Source organism: Rhodococcus sp. A14, assembly GCF_011603105.1.
Taxonomy (GTDB): Bacteria; Actinomycetota; Actinomycetes; order Mycobacteriales; family Mycobacteriaceae; genus Rhodococcus_F; species Rhodococcus_F opacus.
The window spans coordinates 1-21,559 of the sequence record NZ_JAAOQS010000110.1 but is presented as its reverse complement, the minus strand read 5'-3'; the positions used below and the strand labels follow the sequence as shown (position 1 = coordinate 21,559).

The 21,559-nt window shown below is 67.8% G+C and carries 16 protein-coding genes and 1 pseudogene; 9 read left to right on the top strand and 8 right to left on the bottom strand.

The window, feature by feature from the left end; translation table 11 throughout:
• Positions 1-146 precede the first annotated feature (146 nt).
• Genes paaZ through paaI form a run of 3 tightly spaced genes read left to right on the top strand, consistent with a single transcriptional unit; the run spans position 147 to position 2,921 of the window.
• A complete protein-coding gene (paaZ, locus tag G9373_RS36885) occupies positions 147-2,186 on the top strand; it encodes a phenylacetic acid degradation bifunctional protein PaaZ (protein ID WP_120660303.1) in 2,040 nt (679 codons plus the stop codon).
• Positions 2,183-2,500, top strand: coding sequence for an EthD family reductase (locus G9373_RS36880; protein ID WP_005565792.1), 318 nt, complete (start codon positions 2,183-2,185; stop codon positions 2,498-2,500). Before paaZ ends, G9373_RS36880 begins: the two co-directional genes overlap by 4 nt.
• Before the next feature lie 7 nt (positions 2,501-2,507).
• Positions 2,508-2,921 carry a hydroxyphenylacetyl-CoA thioesterase PaaI gene (gene paaI / locus G9373_RS36875; RefSeq protein WP_005250762.1) on the top strand — a complete coding sequence of 138 codons (414 nt, stop codon included), beginning with the start codon at positions 2,508-2,510 and terminating at the stop codon, positions 2,919-2,921.
• Between the two features lie 44 nt (positions 2,922-2,965).
• Here the strand turns inward: paaI and G9373_RS36870 are convergent, their stop codons facing one another.
• The 5 genes from G9373_RS36870 to G9373_RS36850 all read right to left on the bottom strand — a co-directional run bounded on the left by G9373_RS36870 (position 2,966) and on the right by G9373_RS36850 (position 11,507).
• A complete protein-coding gene (locus G9373_RS36870) occupies positions 2,966-3,856 on the bottom strand; it encodes a virginiamycin B lyase (protein WP_167119904.1) in 891 nt (296 codons plus the stop codon).
• A 54-nt stretch (positions 3,857-3,910) separates the two neighbouring features.
• A protein-coding gene (locus tag G9373_RS36865) for an IS5 family transposase (protein WP_182623865.1) occupies positions 3,911-4,719 on the bottom strand; the annotation gives its coding sequence in 2 pieces (ribosomal slippage) (positions 3,911-4,377 and positions 4,377-4,719; 810 coding nt in all).
• 55 nt (positions 4,720-4,774) lie between these two features.
• Complete coding sequence (locus G9373_RS36860) at positions 4,775-9,256, bottom strand: AAA domain-containing protein (RefSeq protein ID WP_167119901.1); 4,482 nt, start codon at positions 9,254-9,256, stop codon at positions 4,775-4,777.
• A 315-nt stretch (positions 9,257-9,571) separates the two neighbouring features.
• The gene (locus G9373_RS36855) at positions 9,572-10,324 is read right to left on the bottom strand and encodes a GntR family transcriptional regulator (protein ID WP_005250759.1); all 753 of its coding nucleotides are present in this window, start codon (positions 10,322-10,324) and stop codon (positions 9,572-9,574) included.
• A 31-nt stretch (positions 10,325-10,355) separates the two neighbouring features.
• Positions 10,356-11,507 (bottom strand): acyl-CoA dehydrogenase family protein, encoded by a 1,152-nt coding sequence (locus G9373_RS36850; protein ID WP_167119898.1) that lies wholly within the window; start codon positions 11,505-11,507, stop codon positions 10,356-10,358.
• A gap of 179 nt (positions 11,508-11,686) precedes the next feature.
• Here G9373_RS36850 and G9373_RS36845 point away from each other — a divergent pair, with 179 nt between their 5' ends.
• The 5 genes from G9373_RS36845 to G9373_RS36825 all read left to right on the top strand — a co-directional run bounded on the left by G9373_RS36845 (position 11,687) and on the right by G9373_RS36825 (position 18,482).
• Positions 11,687-12,535 carry a CoA ester lyase gene (locus tag G9373_RS36845; RefSeq protein WP_167119895.1) on the top strand — a complete coding sequence of 283 codons (849 nt, stop codon included), beginning with the start codon at positions 11,687-11,689 and terminating at the stop codon, positions 12,533-12,535.
• On the top strand, positions 12,532-13,539 hold the full coding sequence (locus tag G9373_RS36840; RefSeq protein ID WP_167119892.1) for a MaoC family dehydratase: 1,008 nt from the start codon (positions 12,532-12,534) through the stop codon (positions 13,537-13,539). Before G9373_RS36845 ends, G9373_RS36840 begins: the two co-directional genes overlap by 4 nt.
• 25 nt (positions 13,540-13,564) lie before the next feature.
• Positions 13,565-14,776 carry a CoA transferase gene (locus G9373_RS36835; protein ID WP_054248676.1) on the top strand — a complete coding sequence of 404 codons (1,212 nt, stop codon included), beginning with the start codon at positions 13,565-13,567 and terminating at the stop codon, positions 14,774-14,776.
• A 232-nt stretch (positions 14,777-15,008) separates the two neighbouring features.
• Positions 15,009-16,073 carry an NAD-dependent epimerase/dehydratase family protein gene (locus tag G9373_RS36830; RefSeq protein WP_167119889.1) on the top strand — a complete coding sequence of 355 codons (1,065 nt, stop codon included), beginning with the start codon at positions 15,009-15,011 and terminating at the stop codon, positions 16,071-16,073.
• 54 nt (positions 16,074-16,127) lie between these two features.
• Complete coding sequence (locus G9373_RS36825; protein WP_167119886.1) at positions 16,128-18,482, top strand: ATP-dependent DNA ligase; 2,355 nt, start codon at positions 16,128-16,130, stop codon at positions 18,480-18,482.
• Between the two features lie 31 nt (positions 18,483-18,513).
• Here G9373_RS36825 and G9373_RS36820 read toward each other — a convergent pair whose 3' ends face one another.
• From G9373_RS36820 to G9373_RS36810, 3 genes and pseudogenes are all read right to left on the bottom strand, one after another.
• Positions 18,514-18,762: a DUF6480 family protein gene (locus G9373_RS36820; protein WP_167119883.1), complete on the bottom strand. Its 249-nt coding sequence runs from the start codon at positions 18,760-18,762 to the stop codon at positions 18,514-18,516.
• A 139-nt stretch (positions 18,763-18,901) separates the two neighbouring features.
• Positions 18,902-19,093: pseudogene (locus tag G9373_RS36815) on the bottom strand (acyl-CoA dehydrogenase family protein); the annotation flags it as partial.
• Positions 19,094-19,227: 134 nt separating this feature from the next.
• On the bottom strand, positions 19,228-20,316 hold the full coding sequence (locus G9373_RS36810) for a LacI family DNA-binding transcriptional regulator (RefSeq protein ID WP_167119877.1): 1,089 nt from the start codon (positions 20,314-20,316) through the stop codon (positions 19,228-19,230).
• Positions 20,317-20,491: 175 nt separating this feature from the next.
• Here G9373_RS36810 and G9373_RS36805 point away from each other — a divergent pair, with 175 nt between their 5' ends.
• Positions 20,492-21,430 carry a dihydrodipicolinate synthase family protein gene (locus tag G9373_RS36805; RefSeq protein ID WP_167119875.1) on the top strand — a complete coding sequence of 313 codons (939 nt, stop codon included), beginning with the start codon at positions 20,492-20,494 and terminating at the stop codon, positions 21,428-21,430.
• Positions 21,431-21,559 lie beyond the last annotated feature (129 nt).

The window sequence follows — 21,559 nt, the reverse complement described above, 5'->3', positions numbered from 1 at the left end:
ACGGGGGTGCCGTCTATTAATAACCGAATCTTCGGTCGGTACGCAAGAGGAGGTAGCGCACGAAAAGTTGCGATCCTCCCTTGACAACCAGCTGAGGAAGCGACGATTCTGTTAACCGACCGAACGTACGGTGAAATGGAGTTGTCGTGAGCAAGTTACTGGAAAGCTACGCCGCCGGACGCTGGTACACCGCGCCGGACGAGGGAACGCCGCTGCTGAGCGCGGTCGACAGCTCCGAGGTGGCGCGCATCTCCGCGACCGGACTCGACCTCGGCGAGATGGTGACCTACGCCCGCGAGGTGGGCGGACCGGCGCTCGCGAAGCTGACCTTCCACGAGCGCGCCGCCGCCCTCAAGGCGCTCGCCCTCACTCTCATGGCCGGCAAGGACGAGTTCTACGCCCTCTCCACCTCGACCGGCGCCACCAAGCGCGACTCCGGCGTCGACATCGACGGCGGCTTCGGCACCCTTCTCAGCTACGCCAGCAAGGCCAGGCGGGAACTGCCCAACGACACCGTCTACCTCGACGGCGCCTTCGAGCAGCTGGGCAAGAAGGGCACGTTCCTCGGCCAGCACGTCTACACCTCGCGCCGCGGCGTGGCCGTCCAGATCAACGCGTTCAACTTCCCGGTGTGGGGCTTCCTCGAGAAGCTCGCCCCCGCGTTCATCGCCGGCGTCCCCTCGATCGTGAAGCCCGCGAGCCAGTCGGCCTATCTCACCGAGCTCGTGTTCCGTCGCATCATCGGGTCCGGGCTGCTGCCCGAGGGTTCGGTCCAGCTGCTGTCGGGGAGCGCCCGCGGGCTGCTCGACCACCTCGGCGGGCAGGACTCCGTGGCATTCACCGGATCTGCCGACACCGCGGCCACCCTGCGGGCGCATCCGAACGTCGTCGGTGAGGGCGTCCACTTCAACGCCGAGGCCGATTCGCTCAACGCGTCGATCCTCGGCTCCGACGTCGAGCCCGGCAGCGAGGAATTCGACCTCTACGTCAAGCAGCTCGTCACCGAGATGACGGTGAAGGCCGGCCAGAAGTGCACCGCCATCCGGCGCGCCTTCGTGCCGACCGCACTGATGGACGACGTCATCGCCGCGGCCGAGGCCCGGCTGTCGCGCGTCGTGGTCGGCGCCCCCGACGCCGAAGGCGTCACGATGGGTGCCCTCGCCAGCCTCGAACAGCGCGAGGAGGTCCTGAAATCGCTGCGCGGCCTGACCAAGACGGCGCAGATCGTGGTCGGCGACCCGGAGAACTTCGAGGTCGTCGGCGCCGACAAGGCGACGGGCGCATTCCTGCCGCCGATCCTGCTGCGCTCCGACGACAAGGACGCCACCGAACCCCACGACATCGAGGCCTTCGGCCCCGTCAGCACCGTCATCGGATACGAAAGCACCGACGAGGTCATCGAACTCGCCGCCCGCGGCAAGGGCAGCCTCGTCGCCTCCCTCGTCACCTGCGATTCCGCACTCGCCCGCGACATCGTGCTGGGCCTCGCCCCGTTCCACGGCCGCGTCCTCGTCCTCAACCGCGACGACGCGAAGGAATCCACCGGCCACGGCTCACCCCTGCCCGTCCTCGTGCACGGCGGCCCCGGACGCGCAGGCGGCGGTGAGGAACTCGGTGGCATCCGCGGCATTCTGCACCACATGCAGCGCACCGCGGTCCAGGCCACCCCCGACATCCTGACCGCGGTCGGAAACAAGTGGGTCACCGGTTCGCAGCGCAACGACGACGGCATCCACCCGTTCCGGAAGAACCTCGCACAGTTGCGGATCGGCGACACCATCGTCGGCGGCCCCCGCCAGGTCACGCTCGCCGACATCGACCACTTCGCCGAGTTCACCGGCGACACGTTCTACGCCCACACCGACCCCGAGGCCGCGGCCGCGAACCCCCTGTTCGGTGGCATCGTCGCGCACGGATACCTCGTCGTATCCCTCGCCGCCGGCCTGTTCGTCGAACCGAATCCCGGTCCCGTCCTCGCCAACTTCGGCGTCGACAACCTCCGGTTCCTCACCCCCGTCAAGGCCGACGACAGCCTCACCGTCACGCTCACCGCGAAGCTCATCACCCCGCGCAGCAGCGCCGACTACGGTGAAGTCCGTTGGGATGCAGTCGTCGTCAACCAGGACGGCGATCCCGTCGCAACGTACGACGTTCTCACCCTCGTCGCCAAAGGAGAAAACGCATGAGCTTCAAGGTCGCCGTCTGCTACGGCCAGCCCGATGACCCCGAGGCGTTCGACGCCTACTACCGCGACACCCACATGCCGCTGGCCCGCAAGGTTCCCGGCCTGTCCGACTTCACCTGGGGCAAGTGCAGTGCCCTCGACGGCGGGACGCCGCCGTACTACGCGGTCGCGAGCCTGGTCTTCCCCGACGCCGCCACCATGAAGTCCGGGTTGCAGTCCGAGGAGATGAAGCAGGCGGGCAAGGACGTCCGCAACTTCGCCACCGGCGGCGTCACCATGTACGTCCAAGAAGAAGAATCCGTCTACAACCAGTAGGAGAACCATGACTGTCGACGCGTCCGCGGAATGCCGTATCGCGCGGAAGATGTTCGAGGCCGACAACGCGTCCCAGGCGCTCGGCATCGAGATCCTCGAGCTCAGCCCCGGCCACGCGGTCGCGTCGATGGTCGTGGGTGAGACCATGGTCAACGGCCACGGCATCACCCACGGCGGCTTCGTGTTCACCCTCGCCGACACCGCATTCGCGATGGCGTGCAACGGATACGACTCGCCCGCCGTCGCCGCCCGCGCCGACATCCGATTCCTGACCGCCACCCGCCTCGGCGACACCCTCGTCGCCGAGGCCGTGGAACGGGCCCGCTTCGGGCGCAACGGCATCTACGACGTCACCGTCCGGCGCGGCGACGACGTCATCGCCGAGTTCCGCGGCGACAGTCGTGCGCAGCCGCGCCCGTGAGCATGTGCGCTTCGCGCCTGTGAGTACTTATTAACCGCGGGACGTTAACAAGTACTCACGGGTGCGAAGCACACAACACGTCCGATCTCCAGCGCGACCCAGACCGCACCGTCCGGTCCCACGGCGATCCCGTGCGGCTCCGAAGACGGTGTCGGCAGGTCGTATTCGGTGATGTCGCCGCCCGGCCCGATGTGTCCGATGCGGTTTGCGCCCCATTCGGTGAACCAGCAACCGCCGTCGGGGTCGGCGACGACGGCGTGAGGTCGGGCCGAGCGGTCCGGGAGTGCGAACTCGTCGATCCGGCCGTGGGCGGAGATCCGGCCGATCTGCCCGGCGCCGATCTCGACGAACCACAGCGCGTCGTCGGTCCCGCGGGTGATTCCCACCGGCCCGGCGGCGGGCGTGGGTAGAGAATGCGTCGCGACGTTGCCATCGACGTCGATACGGCCGATCGCGTTCGCCTGGTTGAGGGTGAACCACAGTGCGTCGTCCCGGCCCGACGTGATCGCCGAAGGGAACCCGCCGTCAGTGGGCAGAGGAAACTCGGTGATCTTCCCGTCAGTGGTGATCCGCCCGATCCGATCGGCATTCGTCTCGGTGAACCACAGTGCACCGTCCGGGCCGGCGGCGATCCCGAACGGACCGCTGTCCGAGGTCGGGGTCGGGAAGGAATCGATCGCACCGTCCGACGTCATCCGCCCGATCCGGTGGTCGCGGAATCGCGTGAACCACAAGGCGTCGTCCGGACCCGACGTGATGATGGTGGGCCCACACTCCGCGGTGTCGGGCGGATACGTCGCGACTTCGCCGTCGACTGTGAGGCGCGCGATGCGACCGGCGTGGACGAGCGTCACCCACATGGCCTGGTCGGGCCCGGCCGTGATCGCATACGGCCCCGACGTCTCGTCGGAGACGGTGAACTCCTGGATTCTCATGCGCTCCGCACCTGTGAGTACTTGTTAACAACGGGACGTTAATAAGAGCGTGTCTCATGTGGGGAGTTTCTTGAAGCAGGTCAGTGCGGCGGCGAGGTGAAGGAAGCCGGCGAAGTGTTCGCCGTGGCGCTCGTAGCGGATGGTCATACGCCGGTAGCCGGTGAGCCAGGCAATGGTGCGTTCGATCTTCCACCGGTACCGGCCGAGGCGATCGTTTCGCTCAATGCCACGGCGGGCGATCCGCGGGACGATGCCTCGTTCGCGCAGCCACCGTCGGTGAATGTCGTAGTCGTAGCCCTTGTCGGCGCGAAGCCTTCCCGGCTTGCGTCGGCGTGGTCCGCGCCTGGACTTCACCGCCGGAATCGCTGCCACCAATGGTTGCAGCATCGTGCTGTCGTGGGTGTTCGCCCCGGTCACGCCCACGACCAGTGGGATTCCATTCGTTTCGGACAGGACGTGGATCTTCGATCCCTTCTTGCCGCGGTCGACCGGACTGGGACCGGTCAGCGATCCCCCCTTTTCGCCCGAACGCTTGCCGCGTCCAAGATCGCTGCCGTCCAGTCGAGTTCGCCCGCGCTACCGAGCCGGTCGAGCACCTCGCGATGCAGTTTCTCGAACACCCCATCCCGCACCCAGGCACTGAACCGTCGATGCGCGGTCGGCACGGTCACCCCGAACGAGGGCGGCAGGTGCCGCCACGCACATCCGCTGGTGAGCACGTACACGATCGCGGTGAACACCGCCCGGTCATCGGCCGGCGCACTGCCACCTCCCTGCGGCCGGGCGACAAAACGCGGAATCAATGGTGCGACTATCTCCCACAACGCATCCGGAACCAACCGCAGTGACAACTCATCTACCACGCGTCACATTATGTCCCACACATCACTTCATCCACATGAGACACGCTCTAAGTACTCACGGGCGCGCAGCGCTTACGGGGGCCGCGTGCTTTCCGCGTTCGGAGGCGGCGGCGTCGCGCGCTGCCCGCTCGGTGGCGGCCGCTTCGATGGCGATCGCGTGATCCACCGCGTGCGGCGCGATGCCCAGGTTGTCCAGAGTCTCCCACAGACTCGACAGAGCGGCCTTCGGGTCGAGGTAGTACTCCGACTCGCGGACGCGCCAGAACGTCCAGCCGCACCGTTTGAGTTCCTGTTCGCGTTCGAGGTCCGCGATCCGTTGTTCCGGGGTGGTCGAGAACGCGTCACCGTCGCATTCGACGGCGAGTCTCATGGTGCCACCGGTGACGACCAGGTCGATGCGGCGATTGTTCACCTCGACTTGGGAATTGACGTGGTAGCCGCGTTCGGCGATGTCGTTGAACACCCGCTGCTCGAGCAGGTTGTCGAACGGGGGGATCCGGACGTCGCGGTCGACGTCCTGCGGCATGGGGTCGGCCGGTGCCGGCGACGTCGACATCATGTAGCTGAGCAGGGAGTTGCGCAGGTCGGCCCGCTTCAGTTCGTCGACGGTCACGGAGTGGAACAGCCACAGCTGGTCCTGCGCCCGTGACGCCGCGACGTTGAACCGTCGCTTGTACTGGTTCGCCGTCAGCGGTGCGAAGTTCTGCTCGGGTCCCACGACCATCGACAGGAAGACGACGCTCCGTTCGTCGCCCTGGAAGTCGGGCGGCGTCCCGACCCGCAGTCGCCGCTGCTCCCATTGTTCGATGCCGATGCGCTTGACGAGTTCGGTTCGAATGGCGTCGACCTGGGACTGCCCCTGCAGCACGACGATTCCGAACGTCTTCCCGTCGTAGCGGGGGTCGACGAGGCATTCGATGAGCTGGTCGACGAGGGCGGCGGCCTCGACGTGGTTGGTCAGCGTCGCGTCCTTGCCCGCCACGGTGGCGTCGGATACGTACGTATGTTTCAGCGGCGGAAGCCGATCCGCGCCGAACTGCCGCACCGGGACCAGCGGCAGTTCGCCGTAGAACTGGGTGCTCGACCAGTTGATGATCTCGGGCATCGAGCGGAAGTGCTCGCGGAGCCGGACCACCTGCCCGAAGCTGGTGCGCAGGATCGAGAACAGGCTCGACCGCGGCGTGAGCGTGGCCTGCACGTACTCCGGAAGGTCCGGCAGGTAGGCGTCGAGCCGGGTGAACACGTCGTCGAGGGTTCCGGTGGTGGGGATGTCGGCGGGTGCGCACTGTTTGTCGTCTCCGACGACGATCACCCGCGGTGCCAGCCACAGCAGGAACAGGTTGGTGATGTCGGCCTGGCTCGCCTCGTCGACGATGACGACGTCGAAGCTGCCCGGCACGGGCGGGATCGACGCGAGGACCTGCTGCAGCGGCATCACCCACGCGGGCACCGCGCCCTGCGCCTCGCCCATCGCGGATCGTGCTGCGCTGCGGTACTTCTCGGCGTATTTACCGGCACCTGCACCGATGCTCGAGATGTGCTCGCGGTACGTCTGCAGCGCCCGCACCTGATCCGCCGTCAGATGTTCGAGGCAGTCGCGCCAGGCGGTGGCCGCCGCGAGCCGCGCCGTCAGATGCGCGAGATCCGCGTCGACGGCATTGAGTTCGGCTTCCAGTTCCTGCTCACGACCGGCACGGTGCTGTTCGGTGACCCATTGGCGGGCACGGCGCCACGCCCAGGCCTCCGACATCTGCCAGCTCATCTCGTCCCACTCGGTGAGCGCCGCCGTTCTGCGCACCAGTTCGTACAGCGCCGGGGCGACGGGTGAGAGTTTGTCGGACAGTTCGTCGAACAGTCGCTGATCCTGCTGTTCGACGCGGGCGATCGCGTAGCGGCTGAGGGCATCCGAGAGGGCCGCGTTGTCGGCCTGATCGAGCGCCGCCACCAGGGCGGTGCCTTCCGGCGACGGTCCCGCGTCGACCTCGGTGGAGACGGCCGAGACGATGGCGTCGAGTTCCGCACGGGCACTGTCCACGTCGGCACGCGTGGTGATCGCCTCGGCGGCCCCGGCCACCGCGACGGCATCCGCGAGAGTGCGGATCCGCGGCGCGTTCGGGGACAGTGCGAACAGTTCGCGGGCCAGCGCGTCGCGGGAGACGAGGAGGGCGCGCACCCGAGCCACCCGGCCGACGATCATGTTGAGGCTGTCGACCTGGACGGCACGGGATCCGTTCATGTCGACCGGAATCCGGAGGTCCGCCAGCAGGGTGGCGGCGGTCTGCGCGGCGTCGTGGGCGCGCAGGTGCTCGGTCACGAGCCGCACCGTGGCGGCGGTCGTGGCGGGTGCGCCGTCGACGGTGGCATCGAGGCCGAGTTCTTCGACGGCCTTCTGCTCTTCGCTGCGACGGAAACGTGCCTTCCACTCGACGGCGCCGGATTCCATCGCGACGGCGAGTGCACCGACCGCCTGCAGTGCGGGTCGGGTCATGACGGCGCACTGGACGTCGTGCGCACCGATGTAGCGGTCGGCGGCCGCGGCCGCCTCGACGATCGCGGGCAGGGCGTCCAGCCGACCCCACAGGTGCGTCGCACGGCCGGAGAGGACCGTGTCGGCGAGGCCCTGGAACTGGCCGTCGAGGTCGAGGACGTCGTGAGCGCGGGCCTGCAGTTCCTTGCAGTGCCGGCGAACGGTGTACGCGGTCTCGGGGTCGACGCCCCCGAGGACCTCGAGCAGATGCGCCGACTGCGGGGTGTCGATGGGGATACTGGTCGACGCCCGCGAGCAGAGTCGTTCGAGTTCGGCCCGGTTGGGCAGCAGCGAGTCGAGCACGGGAAGCGTCTGACGGGACCGCCGCGCCCGTTCGGGGGATGCGGTCACCGAGAGGCGGCGCAGCGTCTCGACCTCGGTGCCGGTGAGGGGCGGCTGCTCGCTCAGCAGCGGACCGGGAAGCCACTCGAAGGCATCCTGCAGACCCATGACCTTGCGGACGATGGTGGCGGCGGTGCCCTCGTAGCCGTCCGCGACAGCGTCGTGGAGGTAGGTCTCCGACTCGCGCAGCGCCTTCACCTGCTCGAGCACGACCGCCCGCTTCTGCACGGCCTCGTCCCGCTGGGCACGGAGATCGGCGATCTTCTGGCCCTCGCTGTGCGGGTTGAACGACGACTTCCGTTCGGCGATCGTCGCGACGCTGCGGGTGAGCTCGTCCGAGCCGCCGCGGGAGAGATCGGTGATGGAGACGCACAGTTCCTGCATCTCGGGCGGGAGCTTGTCCCTCAGCACCCGAAGCGCCTGCGCCTTCTCGCTCGTGACGAGCACCCGCTGGCCGCGCGCGAGCAACGCCGACACCAGGTTGGCGATCGTGTGGGTCTTGCCCGTGCCGGGCGGGCCCTCGACCACCACTCCGCTGTCGCCGCCGAGCCGCTCGATGATCTGCGACTGCTCGGCGTTGGCCGGGAGCGGGAAGAGCGGGTCCTCGGCGAGCGTCGACGAGGTGGCGGCGCCGGTGCGCTCGAGCCACGACAGCCGGTCTGCCGGCTCGATCGCCTCGACCAGCTGCGCGAGCCCGAGGGGAACGGTCGCGCCGTCGCGTTCGAGGTGGGAGATCATCTGCTCGTAATACTCGACCAGCGCGAACGCACTGCGCTTCCGCAGGACCAGGGCCGGCGACAGCGTGAGGGTGCCGTCGGCGTCGGCGTCGGGTGGCCGGACGCCGTCCCGCACCGTGACAGGCGTCATCAGCGACTTCGGTGCCCACTCCGCGAGCAGTGCGCGAACGCCGTCGCTCAGCGGCGACGCGGCCGTGTCCTGCAGTTGCTTCTGCAGCGGCATCGCGTGCGCGCTGTCGTAAATGTCCAGTCCGGTGAACAGCTGGGAGTCCTCGAGCCGGGGCTGCGAGCCCGCGATCAGCCGCACCAGCAGGTCGCCGGTCCGGGGGTCGCGGTGGATGCTCGCGGACTGGGTGACCAGGTGGGTCTGGGCGCCGTCGACCGGACCGGCGCCCGCCAGGGTCAGCAGACCGGACGCGAGAACAAGTTCGATCGACTCGGGGCGGGCGTTCAGCTCCTGCAGCATCCGCTGCAACGACTGGTACAGATCGGCGTGCGGGCGACGCTCCCGGTCGGCCTTCGCCCACGCCTGCCAGCGCGGCACGTAGGCGTCGAACGCCTGCCGGACGTCATACGCGCGACGCACGTCGTATTCCTCGTCGGAGTCCTCTGCGTAGGCGTCGGACGCGTTCAGTTCGAGATCGGAACGCGAGCTGTCGGAGCGGGCCGACGCATCCACCCAGCCGGCCAGGACCGTGGGCAGTTCCGGCGGATCCTCGACACCGATGAGGGGCACGCGCAGGACGATGTCACCCTGCGCGGCGTCGGAATCGAGTTGGATCGTCCGGCCGTCCTGATGCAGCCATTCGACCTGTTCGTGCTGGTCGACGCGGAGGACCGGCTTCGTGCGAGCCCTGACGATCTCACGCAAAAACTGCAGCAGGCGCTGGACGCGGCCTGCGAGCTCGGCGTCGTTTTCGGGACTCGACAATGTAAACCTCTGCGAATTCTCGGTGATGACGTGCGCTTGCCCCCGCAGTGCACACTATCGGGTCGAGGGGGTGAACTTCGAGGCGTCATCCCCTGGCAGAGGGACTGGACGGTCGCTCGAGGTGCCGCACGGACCTCGATTCGTACCGGCCGGTCTCTACTGTTCACCCGTGCCGGCGGTGAAGTCCCCGGTCTGCTTGCGCATCGGTTCGTTCGCCTCGAACACGTCGCGGAGTTCGGGACGGAACGGCAGCAGTGCCGGGATGGGGCGTGGAAACGTCGGTCGAGCGCGAGGACGGCAGAAGGACGCGGCCGCTCAGCGTCCGCCGCGTCGCAGGGTCACGCGATAGGTGTAGTGCTCGGGCAGGAAGTAGCTGACCGCCAACTCGACGGTCCGCCCTTCCGAATCGGAATAGAGGCGGTCCACCCGCAGCATCGAATGGCCTTCGGGGCAGCCGAGTTCGCGGGCCACGTCCGCGGGGGCGGGTGCGACCGTGATCGATTGCGCCGCCTCGATGATGGGGCTGCGCAGGTGCGGCTCCAGCAGACCGATGATCGTGTACGCACTGACGGCGCCCTCGGACATCTCGGGTGCGTCGACGACGAGCCGGGCGATCTCGTCGGGAAGGTACACGGTGGTCAGCACGAACGGGGTGTCGTCGTGGCGTCGCCGGAACACGACCGTGTGGACGAGGTCGGTGTCGAGGCGGAGCCTGCTCGCGGCCTCGATGTCGACCCGGCGGCGCAGCGGGGAGACCACCTCCATGGTGGTGTCGGTGGACAGATTCATCAGATCCTCGATCGACCCCAGCTGACGCAGGTATCGGCCGTCGGACTCGGCTGCGAACGTCCCGCGGCCCGGGACCCGGTAGACGATGCCCTCGGCTACCAGGTCCTGGAATGCGCGTCGCACGGTCTGCCGGCTCACGCCGTGCTGTTCCGCGAGCTCGAATTCGGTAGGGAGCTTGAGGCCGCCGCGGTACTTGCCCGCGGCTATGTGTTCACGGAGCTGCTTCGACACCAGCTGGTACGCCGGCTCCGTCTCTCGTTCTCGTTCCCTACCGTTCATCGCGCACCGATCCTACGTGCAGGTTGCCGGACTACAGACCGCCCCGCGACACGAGTTGCGAGACGATGACGTTGCGCTGGATCTCGTTGGTGCCCTCGCCGACGATCATCAGTGGGGCGTCCCGGAAGTACCGCTCGACGTCGTACTCGGTGGAATAGCCGTAGCCGCCGTGGATGCGCACCGCGTTGAGGGCGATGTCCATCGCGACTTCGGACGCGTACAGCTTGGCCATGCCGGCCTCCATGTCGCACCGGTCGCCGCTGTCGTACTGCTCGGCCGCGTGCCAGGTCAGCTGTCGTGCCGCCGTCAGCTTGGTTGCCATGTCGGCCAGGTAGTTGCCGATCGACTGGTGCTTCCAGATCGGCTTGCCGAAGCTCTCCCGCTGCTGCGCGTAGGCGAGGGAGTCCTCGAGCGCCGCCGTGGCCACGCCCAGCGCCCGGCAGGCCACCTGGATGCGTCCGGTCTCGAGGCCCTTCATCATCTGCGCGAACCCCTTGCCCGGGGTGCCGCCGAGGATCGCAGTGGCGGGGGTGCGGTACCCGTCGAACGACAGCTCACACGTCTCGACGCCCTTGTAGCCGAGCTTGGGCAGATCCCGCGACACCGTCAGACCGGGACCGTGCTCGACCAGGACGATCGAAATCCCCTTGTGCTTGGGGGTCGCGCTCGGATCGGTCTTGCAGAGCAGCGCGATCAGGCCGGATCGGCGGGCGTTGGAGATCCACGTCTTCGATCCGTTGATGACGAGATCTTCGCCGTCGGTCTTGGCGTTGGTGGACATGGCCTGCAGATCGGAACCGCCGCCGGGCTCGGTCAGCGCCATGGTGGCCCGGATCTCGCCGGTCGCCATCTTCGGCAGGTACTGCTGCTTCTGCTCCTCGGTGCCGTACAGCGACAGCAGCTTCGCGACGACGGTGTGCCCGCCCATCGCACCGGCCAGGCTCATCCACCCGCGGGCCAGTTCCTGGGTCACCTGCGCGTAACAGGGCATCGACACCGGAGATCCGCCGTACTCCTCCGGGACCGCCAGACCGTAGATCCCGATCTGCTTCATCTGCTCGATCCACTTCTCGGGGTACTCGTTGGCGTGCTCGACCGCCTGCACCGTCGGCTTCACGTCGCGGTCGATGAAGGCGCGCACCGTCTCGACCAGGTACGCCTCTTCCTCGTTCAGCTTGCCCATCACTCCACCTCGCACTCGCACAACATTTGTACGGCCATACTCCGATAATGTCTGCCTAAAGTCAACGATCGGTCTTGACATGATGGCTGCACCGCTGCCAGCATCAGCAGCGCAGCCCTACCGGGCTGGCCGTACATATCCAGCCCGATCCGGGCTCCCGGACCTAGGAATGAAGCATCGTGCAGAACCTCACCCGCAGGCGCGCCGTTCTGGTGGCCCCCGGATCCGACGAACGCAAGGCCGTCAAGGCGCTCGGGTCGACCGCCGACGAGGTGGTCCTCGACCTCGAGGACGCCGTCGCACCGGCCAGGAAGGCCGACGCCCGCGACCTCGTGCGCCGTCTCGTGCGCGAGTCCGACGGCTCCCGGGCCGTCTCGGTCCGCATCAACGCGCTCACCACACCGTGGGCCGAGGACGACCTGACCCTGTGTGCGTCCCTCGGCGCCGCGCTCACGAGCATCGTGGTTCCCAAGGCGGAGACCGCGCAGGATCTGGCGCACGCCGATCAGGCTCTCTCCGGCACCGACATCGGGTTGCAGGCTCTCGTCGAAACTCCGATCGGGGTGCAGAACATCGGCGACATCACCCGGTCCGTCGCCCGGCTCGAGTCCGTCATCATCGGCTACGCCGATCTCGGGGCGGCCCTCGGCCGTTCCCGCTCCGCTCTCCCCGAGCACTGGCTCGCGATCCAGGACGGCGTCCTCGTCGCCGCCCGCGCCGCCGGCATCCAGGCGATCGACGGCCCGTTCCTCGGAATCGCCGACGACGACGCGTTCCGCCACTCGGCAACATGGACCAGCGCCCTCGGGTTCGACGGGAAATGGGTCATCCATCCCGTCCAGGTCGATTCGGCCGCTTCCGCGTTCACCCCCACCGACACCGCGGTCGAGGACGCGCGTCGCGTGATCGACGCACTCGCCGCCGCCGAGGCCGCGGGCAGCGGGGCCGCGCAACTCGACGGGCAGATGCTCGACGAGGCCGTCGCGGTGGCCGCACGACGGGTCCTCGCCCAGGTAGGTGCACAGTGACAATCACGCAGACGTACGTCGGTGGACCGTACTTCGACGAACTCGAGGTGGGGCAGGTGTTCGACACCGCTCCCGCCGTCACCCTGACCAGTGGCCTCGCCGCCGCCCATCAGGCCATCCTCGGCGACCGCCTGCGGCTGCCCCTCGACGCGCACCTGTCCCGGACCGTCACCGGATCCGGGGACGCCGTGGCGAATCCCGGTCTCGTCTGCGACGTCGCCATCGGGCAGTCCACGCTCGCCACGCACCACGTGAAGGCCAACCTGTTCTACCGCGGCCTCCGCTTCCACCACTTCCCCCACATCGGCGACACCCTGTACACCCGCACCGAAGTGGTGGGCCTACGCGAAAATTCGGCGAAGCCGGGACGCAAACCCACCGGGCTGGCGGCACTCCGGATGACGTCCACCGACCAGGACGGCCGCACCGTCCTCGACTTCTACCGCTGCGCGATGCTCCCGTTGAGCGAGAACCCCGACGAGGACCGCGTCCGCAAGTCCGACGACCTGTCCGCGATCGGTCCGCAGACGGAGCAGGCCCTCGCCGCCCTCGAGGGCTGGGACCTCGCCCGCTACCGCGACGCGGTTCCCGGACAGCACTTCTCGACCGACCTCGCCGGCGCGGTCCTGCGGAGCAGCGGCGACGTGGTGTCGAGCGCCCCCGAACTGGCGCGCCTCACCCTCAACATCGCGGCCACCCATCACGACGAACGGGTCGGCGCGGACGGACGGCTCGTCTACGGCGGGCACACCATCGGCATCGCGCTCGGGCAGGCCACGCGCGCGCTGCCCAACCTCGTCACGGTCCTGGGATGGAAGTCCTGCGACCACACCGGTCCCGTCCACGAGGGCGACACTCTCACCAGCGAACTCGAGATCGAGAGCGCCGAGGCGTTGCCCGGCGGTGGCGGCGTACTGCATCTGCGTTCACTCGTGTTCGCGCACAACGCCGCAGCGTCCGACGTTCCCGTCCTCGACTGGCGTTTCACCGCCCTCATGGCCTGACCTCCACCATCAAGGAGCTTCTCTCGTGACTGCCCATACTCCCCTTGCCGGACTTCGGATCGTCGAGGTCTCCAGCTTCATCGCGTCCCCCCTGTGCGGGCTGACGCTGTCTCAGCTGGGGGCCGAGGTGATCCGGGTCGACCCCGTCGGCGGCTCCGCCTGCTACAAGCGCTGGCCGGTCACGAGTGACGGTGAGAGCATCTACTGGACCGGACTCAACCGCGGGAAGCGGTCCGTGGCCGTCGACATGCGCAGCCCCGAGGGGCAGGAACTCGTGCAGCAACTGGTCACGGCCCCCGGTGCGGGTGGCGGAATCCTCGTCACCAACGCCGGTGGCCGTGACTGGCTCACCCACGACACGCTCAGAGCCCTGCGCTCCGACGTCATCACCCTCGAAGTTCTCGGTGGCACCGACGGTTCCCCCGCCGTCGACTACACCGTCAATGCGGGGCTCGGCTTCCCGTCCATCACCGGTCCCACCGATCATGCCGGCGTCGTCAACCACGTCCTGCCCGCGTGGGACGTGATGTGTGGGCTGTACGCCGCGCTGGCCGTTGCCGCCGCCGTCCGGCACCGCGACGCCACCGGGGAGGGCACCCACATCCGCCTGCCGCTCGAGGACGTCGCGCTCGCCACCGCCGGCACGCTCGGCTACCTCACCGAAGTCCAGATCAACGGCACCGGCAGGCCGGCGACCGGAAACTCGGTCTACGGCACGTACGGAACGGATTTCACCACCAGCGACGGCGAACGGTTCATGATCGTCGCCCTCACCCCGCGTCACTTCCGTGACCTGGTCGCCGTCACCGGAACCACGGCCGCCGTGGAGGCACTCGCCACCGCACTCGACGCGGACTTCGCGCGCGAAACCGATCGCTTCACCCACCGCGACGTCCTCACGGCCCTGTTCGCCCGCTGGTTCCGCGAACACACCGCAACCGAAGTGGCCGAGGCACTCTCGAAGACGTCCGTGCTCGCCGAGCGCTACCGCACCTTCGAGGAAGTGGTGAACTCCGGGGAACTCGAGAAGAACCCGATGTTCACTCCCCTCGACCAGCCGCGCATCGGCACCTACCTCGCGTCCGGGCATCCCGCGTCGTTCGACGGCCACCACGCCACCGTCGCACCCGCCTCCGCAGTCGGCGACGACACCGGCAGCGTGCTCCGCGACCTCCTCGGCAGCTCCGACTCCGACATCGCCAAACTCCTCGACAGCGGCATCGTCGGGGGGAAGTGACACCGGTGACGGCGTGGGCCCGGTCATTGTGTGCCGCGCGTGAAGAACCACGGAATCGGCCTCACGCGCTGCCGTTCGCGTCGGTATGACGCCGAGCCAGATCTCGTTCCGGGGATTCACGTAAGCCGGACCGAATCACACACGACGAGTTCTCTGCCTCGGCGGCGCAGGCACACCGATCCATCGAGTGCGCTGTGATTGGCCGAGCGGCACGGCAGGGTACCCGGCACTCATGAGTGAGCAACGGGGTCTGAAAGTGGTCGTCGTCGGGGCGACCGGCAACGTCGGAACCAGTGTCGTTACGGCATTGAGCACGGAGCCTGCTGTCGGCGAGGTGGTCGGCGTCGCGCGACGACGCACCGAGTGGACGGCCCCCAAGACGACCTTCGTCGAGGCCGACGTCGCGACCGACGATGTTCGCGACATCGTGCGTGGGGCGGATGCGGTGGTACATCTCGCCTGGTTGTTCCAGCCCACCCACAAACCGAGCGTCACCTGGGACAACAATGTGGTGGGGTCCATCCGGGTCTTCGATGCGGTAGCGAACGAAAGTGTTCCCGCGTTGGTGTACGCCTCCTCGGTTGCCGCCTACTCGCCGGGCCCGACCGACCTCGAGGTGACCGAGGACTGGCCCACGCACGGCTGGCCCGGCGCGGCCTATCCTCGGGAGAAGGCCTACCTGGAACGATTCCTGGACGCCTTCGAGTTGCGGAATCCAGACCTCCGGGTGGTGCGGATGCGGCCGGGGTTCATTTTCAAGCGGGAGTCGGCCACTGCGCAGCGTCGACTGTTCCTCGGGCCGCTGCTCCCCGGACGCCTCATGCGCGCCGCGCGCATTCCGGTGGTACCGCTCGTCGACGACCTCCGGGCACAGATTCTGCACACCAGCGACGCGGCAGCAGCCTACGTGCAGGCCGTCTTGCGGCCGGTGCGGGGAGCGTTCAACCTTGCGACTGCACCCCCGGTGGACGGCCGTGTGCTCGCCGACTATCTCGATGCCCGGCAAATCCCACTCCCCCGCAGAGCTATTCGGGCCGCATTGTGGACGGCCTGGCACGCGCATGCGGTTCCGGCTTCACCGGGTTTGCTCGACACCGTTATGCACCTGCCGCTGATGGACAGCACCCGGGCTCGGGCCGAGTTGGGATGGGCGCCGAAGTATTCGCCCCGCGACACACTCGAGGAGTTCCTCGGCGGACTACGCGACGGCGCGGGAATGCCTACCGCACCACTCGCCGACGACACCGTTGGTGGACGAGTGCGGGAATTTGCATCAGGTCTCGGGCAACGCCCCTGAGCCGGCCTGCCCCGAGCGCATCAAACCGCGACCCTCGAAGGGAGCACCATCCCCATGCCGACCAGGACGATCGATGGGCACCGACTGCACCTGACGCATCTCGACAAGGTTCTGTACCCGTCCGTGGGAACGACGAAGGGCGAGGTGATCGATTACCTCGAGGAGATCGCTCCCGCGATGGTGCCGCACCTGGCGCAACGTCCGGTGACCCGGAAGCGGTGGCCGGACGGTGTCGACTCGGAATCCTTCTTCGAACGCAACCTTCCCTCGTCGACGCCGAACTGGGTTCCGCGACTGACCGTGCAGCACAAGGACCGCAGCGTCGACTATCCCCTCATCGACTCCACCGCAGGTCTGGTGTTGATGGGGCAACTCGCCGCGCTGGAATTGCACGTGCCGCAATGGACAGTGGTCGACGGAAAACCGGGACCGGCAACACGATTGGTGTTCGATCTCGATCCCGGTGAGGGTATGGACCTTTCCGACTGTGCTCGTGTCGCACTGGCCGTCAAGGAGCAACTCGACGACGCCGGGTTGACGTCGTTTCCGGTCACCAGCGGCAGCAAGGGGATTCACGTCTATGCGACGCTCACCACGAAGAACGACATCGACCCCTCTCCGTTCGCCCGAGCGCTGGCGAAGAGGCTGGAGAAGGAGTCGCCGGAATCGGTGACCGCCACCATGGCCAAGACCGACCGACGGGGAAAGGTCTTCATCGACTGGAGTCAGAACAACGTCGCCAAGACCACCGTGGCTCCGTACTCTCTGCGCGGGCGCTCCGAACCGACGGTAGCCGCGCCACGGGAATGGTCGGAGATCGAGGCAACCGATCTTCGTCAGTTGCGGTTCGACGAGGTGCTCGAGCGATACCGCAGCGGAGGTGACCTGCTCTCGAACTCCCTCGACTCCCTTGGGATGTACCGATCCAAACGAACTCGCGGCAAGACACCCGAACCGGTCCCCGCTCCCACAGCCGATTCACCACCGGTGGACTCGGGACGGGAGCTGAGCTTCGTCGTCCACGAGCACCACGCGACCAACCTGCATTGGGATTTCCGCCTCGAACGCGACGGGGTACTGGTCTCGTGGGCGGTGCCCAAAGGCGTCCCCCGGTCTCCGTCGAAGAATCGCCTCGCCGTCCAGACCGAAGACCATCCCCTCGACTACCGCACGTTCTCCGGGACCATCCCGAAGGGCCAGTACGGCGGCGGCGTAGTGGACATCTTCGACGAGGGAACCTACGTCCCCATCAAGTGGGAACGTGACGAGATTCTGTTCGAACTCCGGGGCCGACAACTTCAGGGGCAGTACGTGCTGATCCACACCAAAGACGACCAGTGGTTGATGCACAAGATCGAGAAAGACAGGGAACGGCCGCTGCCGCACCGCGAGTCTGGTCAGACATCCTCGAGCGCCACGTCGAAGCCCGCCGACGGAAAACCGATGCCGCGGGACCTGAAACCCATGCTCGCGACACTCGGCTCCGATCAGGATCTCGCCGACATGCCCGCCGACAGTTGGTCGTTCGAGGGGAAATGGGACGGGATACGGGCGATTGCCGAGATCTCCGACGGAAAGGTCCACCTGCACAGCAGGTCCGGCCGCGACCTCACCGCGACCTACCCGGAACTGGCCTCGATCGGAGACACGCTGGCCGATCACGATGTCGTCCTCGACGGCGAGATCGTCACCCTCGATTCCGCGGGCGTGACGAGCTTCGCCGCCCTGCAGAACCGGTCCGGGCTGCAGAAGCCGGCGGCGATCACCGCTGCCGCGCAGAAGTATCCGGCCGAGTACTACGTGTTCGACGTGCTCTACCTCGACGGCACCTCGCTGCTGCGTCACGGGTACGCGGATCGGCGCCGGGTGTTGGAGGAATTGGCGTCGGCCACCGGTCTGACCGTCCCCGCTCGGCTCCGCGGGGATGCCGCCGAGGCGTTGGCGGAGAGCCGTCGACGCGGGTGGGAAGGAATCGTCGGCAAGAAGAACGACTCGACCTACCTGACCGGTCGGCGGGGCAAAGCCTGGATCAAGGTCAAGAACCAGCGCACCCAGGAGGTGATCGTCGGTGGCTGGCGCCGCGGCAAGGGATCACGCAGCGACACCCTGGGATCGCTGCTGCTCGGCATCCCGGACACGGACGGGCTCCGGTATGTCGGCAGGGTCGGCACCGGATTCACCGAACCGATGCTCGAGTCCCTGACGCGAAAACTCGAGCGGCTCTCACGTAAGACGAGCCCGTTCACCGACACCCTGACGACCGCCCAACGCAAGGACGCGAATTGGGTCACTCCCCGCCTGGTCGGCGAGGTCGGGTTCACCGAATGGACCACGGCGAACCTTCTCCGGCACCCGACCTGGCGTGGCCTGCGGACGGACAAGAATCCCGAGGACGTGCGGCGGGAATGACCATCTGCCGGTGCCCGAGGCGAGGCCGAACTCAGTCGAAGACCCCGACGATGTCGAGCACCAGCAGGACCGCGATCGCCACGAACGCCACGACGATCACACCGATGACCACCATCGTGGCAATGCCTGTCGGTGGAAACGACCAACTGGTGCGCGGTTCGTGCTCGGACAACCCCGAAGTCTGGGCGGAGTCCGGTGGGGTCGAACCTGGTCGGACACCGCCGCCCGACTCGAGATCAGGAGTGTTCGCCGGATCCGGGTCCGGAGGTTGAGCGGTCATGGCAACGGCCCTCCGTGGAATACGGCCTGCTCGGCGTTCGAGCATACGGCTGTGACATGCGGGTACCCGGATTTCCCACACCCACACGGCGAGGACGATCCCTCCATCGTCGGCGTCGGCCGGGTATCGCCCGAGTGGGTCAGCCACAACCACGAAGCTTCATCACCTCGCTGGCCCCGCCGCAGATGCGGATGACCCGCGTGTACTCGTAGAAACGCGCGATCGGATATTCGGTCGTGTAGCCGTATCCGCCGTGCAGTTGGAGACAGCCGAGCACGAACTTGGTGTTCTGGAACGCCGCGACCTGCTGTCCGAAGACCTTGCGTCCTTCACATATGCGGTCTCTCATCCAGGTGCCGTACTCGGCAAATCTCCACCGCAACGCGCAGTCGTTCGGGACGCGTTCGGAGAGCCACGACTCGACCCTTCCCACGGACCAGCCTCGCTGACACCAGTCGTCAGTCACTATTCGCCGTGGTGCACACTACCGGCGGTCTGCGGGCCTGCCGCGGTCGTGGCCCGGTGCGATCCGGACGAGCGCCGCGGAATCAGGGTGGGCATCGCGCGCCGGATCGGATCGTCGACGGGGGTGGTGGCGAGCATCAGATCGAGCGCGGTGGCGGCGATCTGGTCGAACGGGGTGCGCACCGAGGTGAGCGGGACCGGAAGACGTTGCGACAGTGGGATGTCGTTGTAGCCGACCAGGGCGACGTCGTCGCCGACGGTCAGCGAGCATCGGTGTGCGGCGGCGACGACTCCGAGCGCGAGGTTGTCGTTGGCGGCGAAGACGGCGGTCGGACGGGACGCTGAGCGGAAGAGCCGGTTCCCGGCCTCCTCACCGTCCTCGATGCCGAACGTCGTTTCGACGATCCACTCGGGCACTTCCGCGATTCCCGCTTCCCGGAGCGCCTTTCGTGCCCCGGCCAGACGCCCCACTGCGGTCGACGTGAACAGCGGGCCCGACAGGACGGCGATGTCGGTGTGCCCGAGATCGATCAGATGGCGGGTGGCGAGATAGCCGCCCGCCTCGTCGTCGCCGACCGAGGACGGACTGATCCCGTCGGTCCTGAGCACCAGCGCGTGGGGCACGCCGCGCTCCCGGAGCTCGCGCGGCAAGGGGTCGTCGCGCCGGCTCGAGGCGACGATCAGGCCGTCCACGTTCCGGGCGAGCAGAGTCCTCGCCGCATCGGACTCGTCGGCAGGATTGTCCCCCGTCGTCGCGACGACCGTGAAGTAGCCGAGGCGGGTCGCGGCGCGGCTGATCGCCTCGTACATCAAGGCCATGACGGTGTCGCTCAATCGTGGCACGAGGACACCGATCGTCGCGGTCTGCCCGCGGCGCAGGCTCGACGCGAAGGTGTTGCGCCGGTAGCCCAGCTGATCGGCCACCGCCCGCACTCGTTCGGCGGTCGCGGAGCGGGACGGCGGCACGCGATCGTCGAGCACCCGGCTGACGGTCGAGGTGCTCACACCCGCCGCGTCCGCCACTTCACGCAGCGTCACGACGTGCTTACCGTCCCGCGCCCGCTGGGGCGCGCTCCCATTGGCTTCCATGGTCTTCCTCTCTACCGCCTCGGCCCGGCCCTCCGCGCGTGAGGTAAGGCCTGATCACATCCGATTCGGAACGTGACCCTTGACACAGACACGATCGTATCGCACGATGAAATCGTTCACGGGAACGTTCCCGGGAACGTTTGCACAACGTCTCCTTCGATGGAAAAGAGCGATCATGAACACACTCGACCTCCGCGGCCTCACCCCGGCGCCGGTGACACCCTTCACCCGTGACGGCGCCGTCGACTACGACGCCATCCAGCGCCTCGGCTCGTGGCTCGGCAGCGTCGACGGCGTCAAGGGCCTGGTCGTACTCGGCCACGCCGGCGAGGGCACCTTCCTCACCCAGGACGAGCAGGTTCGCGTCATCGCCGCTTTCAAGGACTCCGTCGACGGCCGGCTGCCGATCATCGCCGGCATCACCGGCGAAGGCACCGCCGTCTCCGTGGAGGAGGCTCGCCGCGCAGTCGACGCCGGCGCCTCGGCCGGCCTGGTGTACCCCTCCCACGGATGGCTGCGGTTCGGTTACCAGGACGGCGCCCCGCAGGATCGGTACAAGGCGATTCACGAAGGGTCCGGGCTGCCACTGATCCTGTTCCAGTACCCCGACGCCACCAAGGCCACGTACAACCTGGACACCCAGCTCGAGATCGCCGCCCAGCCCGGTGTGTTCGCCACCAAGAACGGTGTGCGGAACATGCGCCGCTGGGACCGCGAGATCCCGGTCCTGCGCCGCGAGAACCCCGACCTGCAGATCCTGAGCTGCCACGACGAGTACCTTCTGCACACCATCTTCGACGTCGACGGCCTGCTGGTCGGCTACGGCGGACTCGCACCCGAGCCGCTGGTCGAACTCATCGCGGCAGGCAAGGCCAAGGACTACCCCGCGGCCCGAGCCATCCACGACCGCCTCCTGCCGGTGACGGCGAACGTCTACCACCGCGGCTCGCACATGGAAGGCACCGTCGCCCTCAAGGAAGGCCTCGTCGCCCGCGGAATCCTCGAACACGCCACCGTGCGCTCACCGTTGCTGCCACTGGCCGAGGGCGCAGGTGCCGAAATCGCCGCTGCGCTGCAGTCGGCCGAGCTGACCTCGGTCGTGGCCCACGCCTGACCCCGCTCGACCCGTCACCTCGGATTCACCGAATCCGCCGCACGCGGTGCACCGCGCCGCGTGCCGGTTCTGCCGCCCGGCCCGGACACCCCGGGCCGGCCGGCACCGCCCGCAGCAGACCCGGCCCAC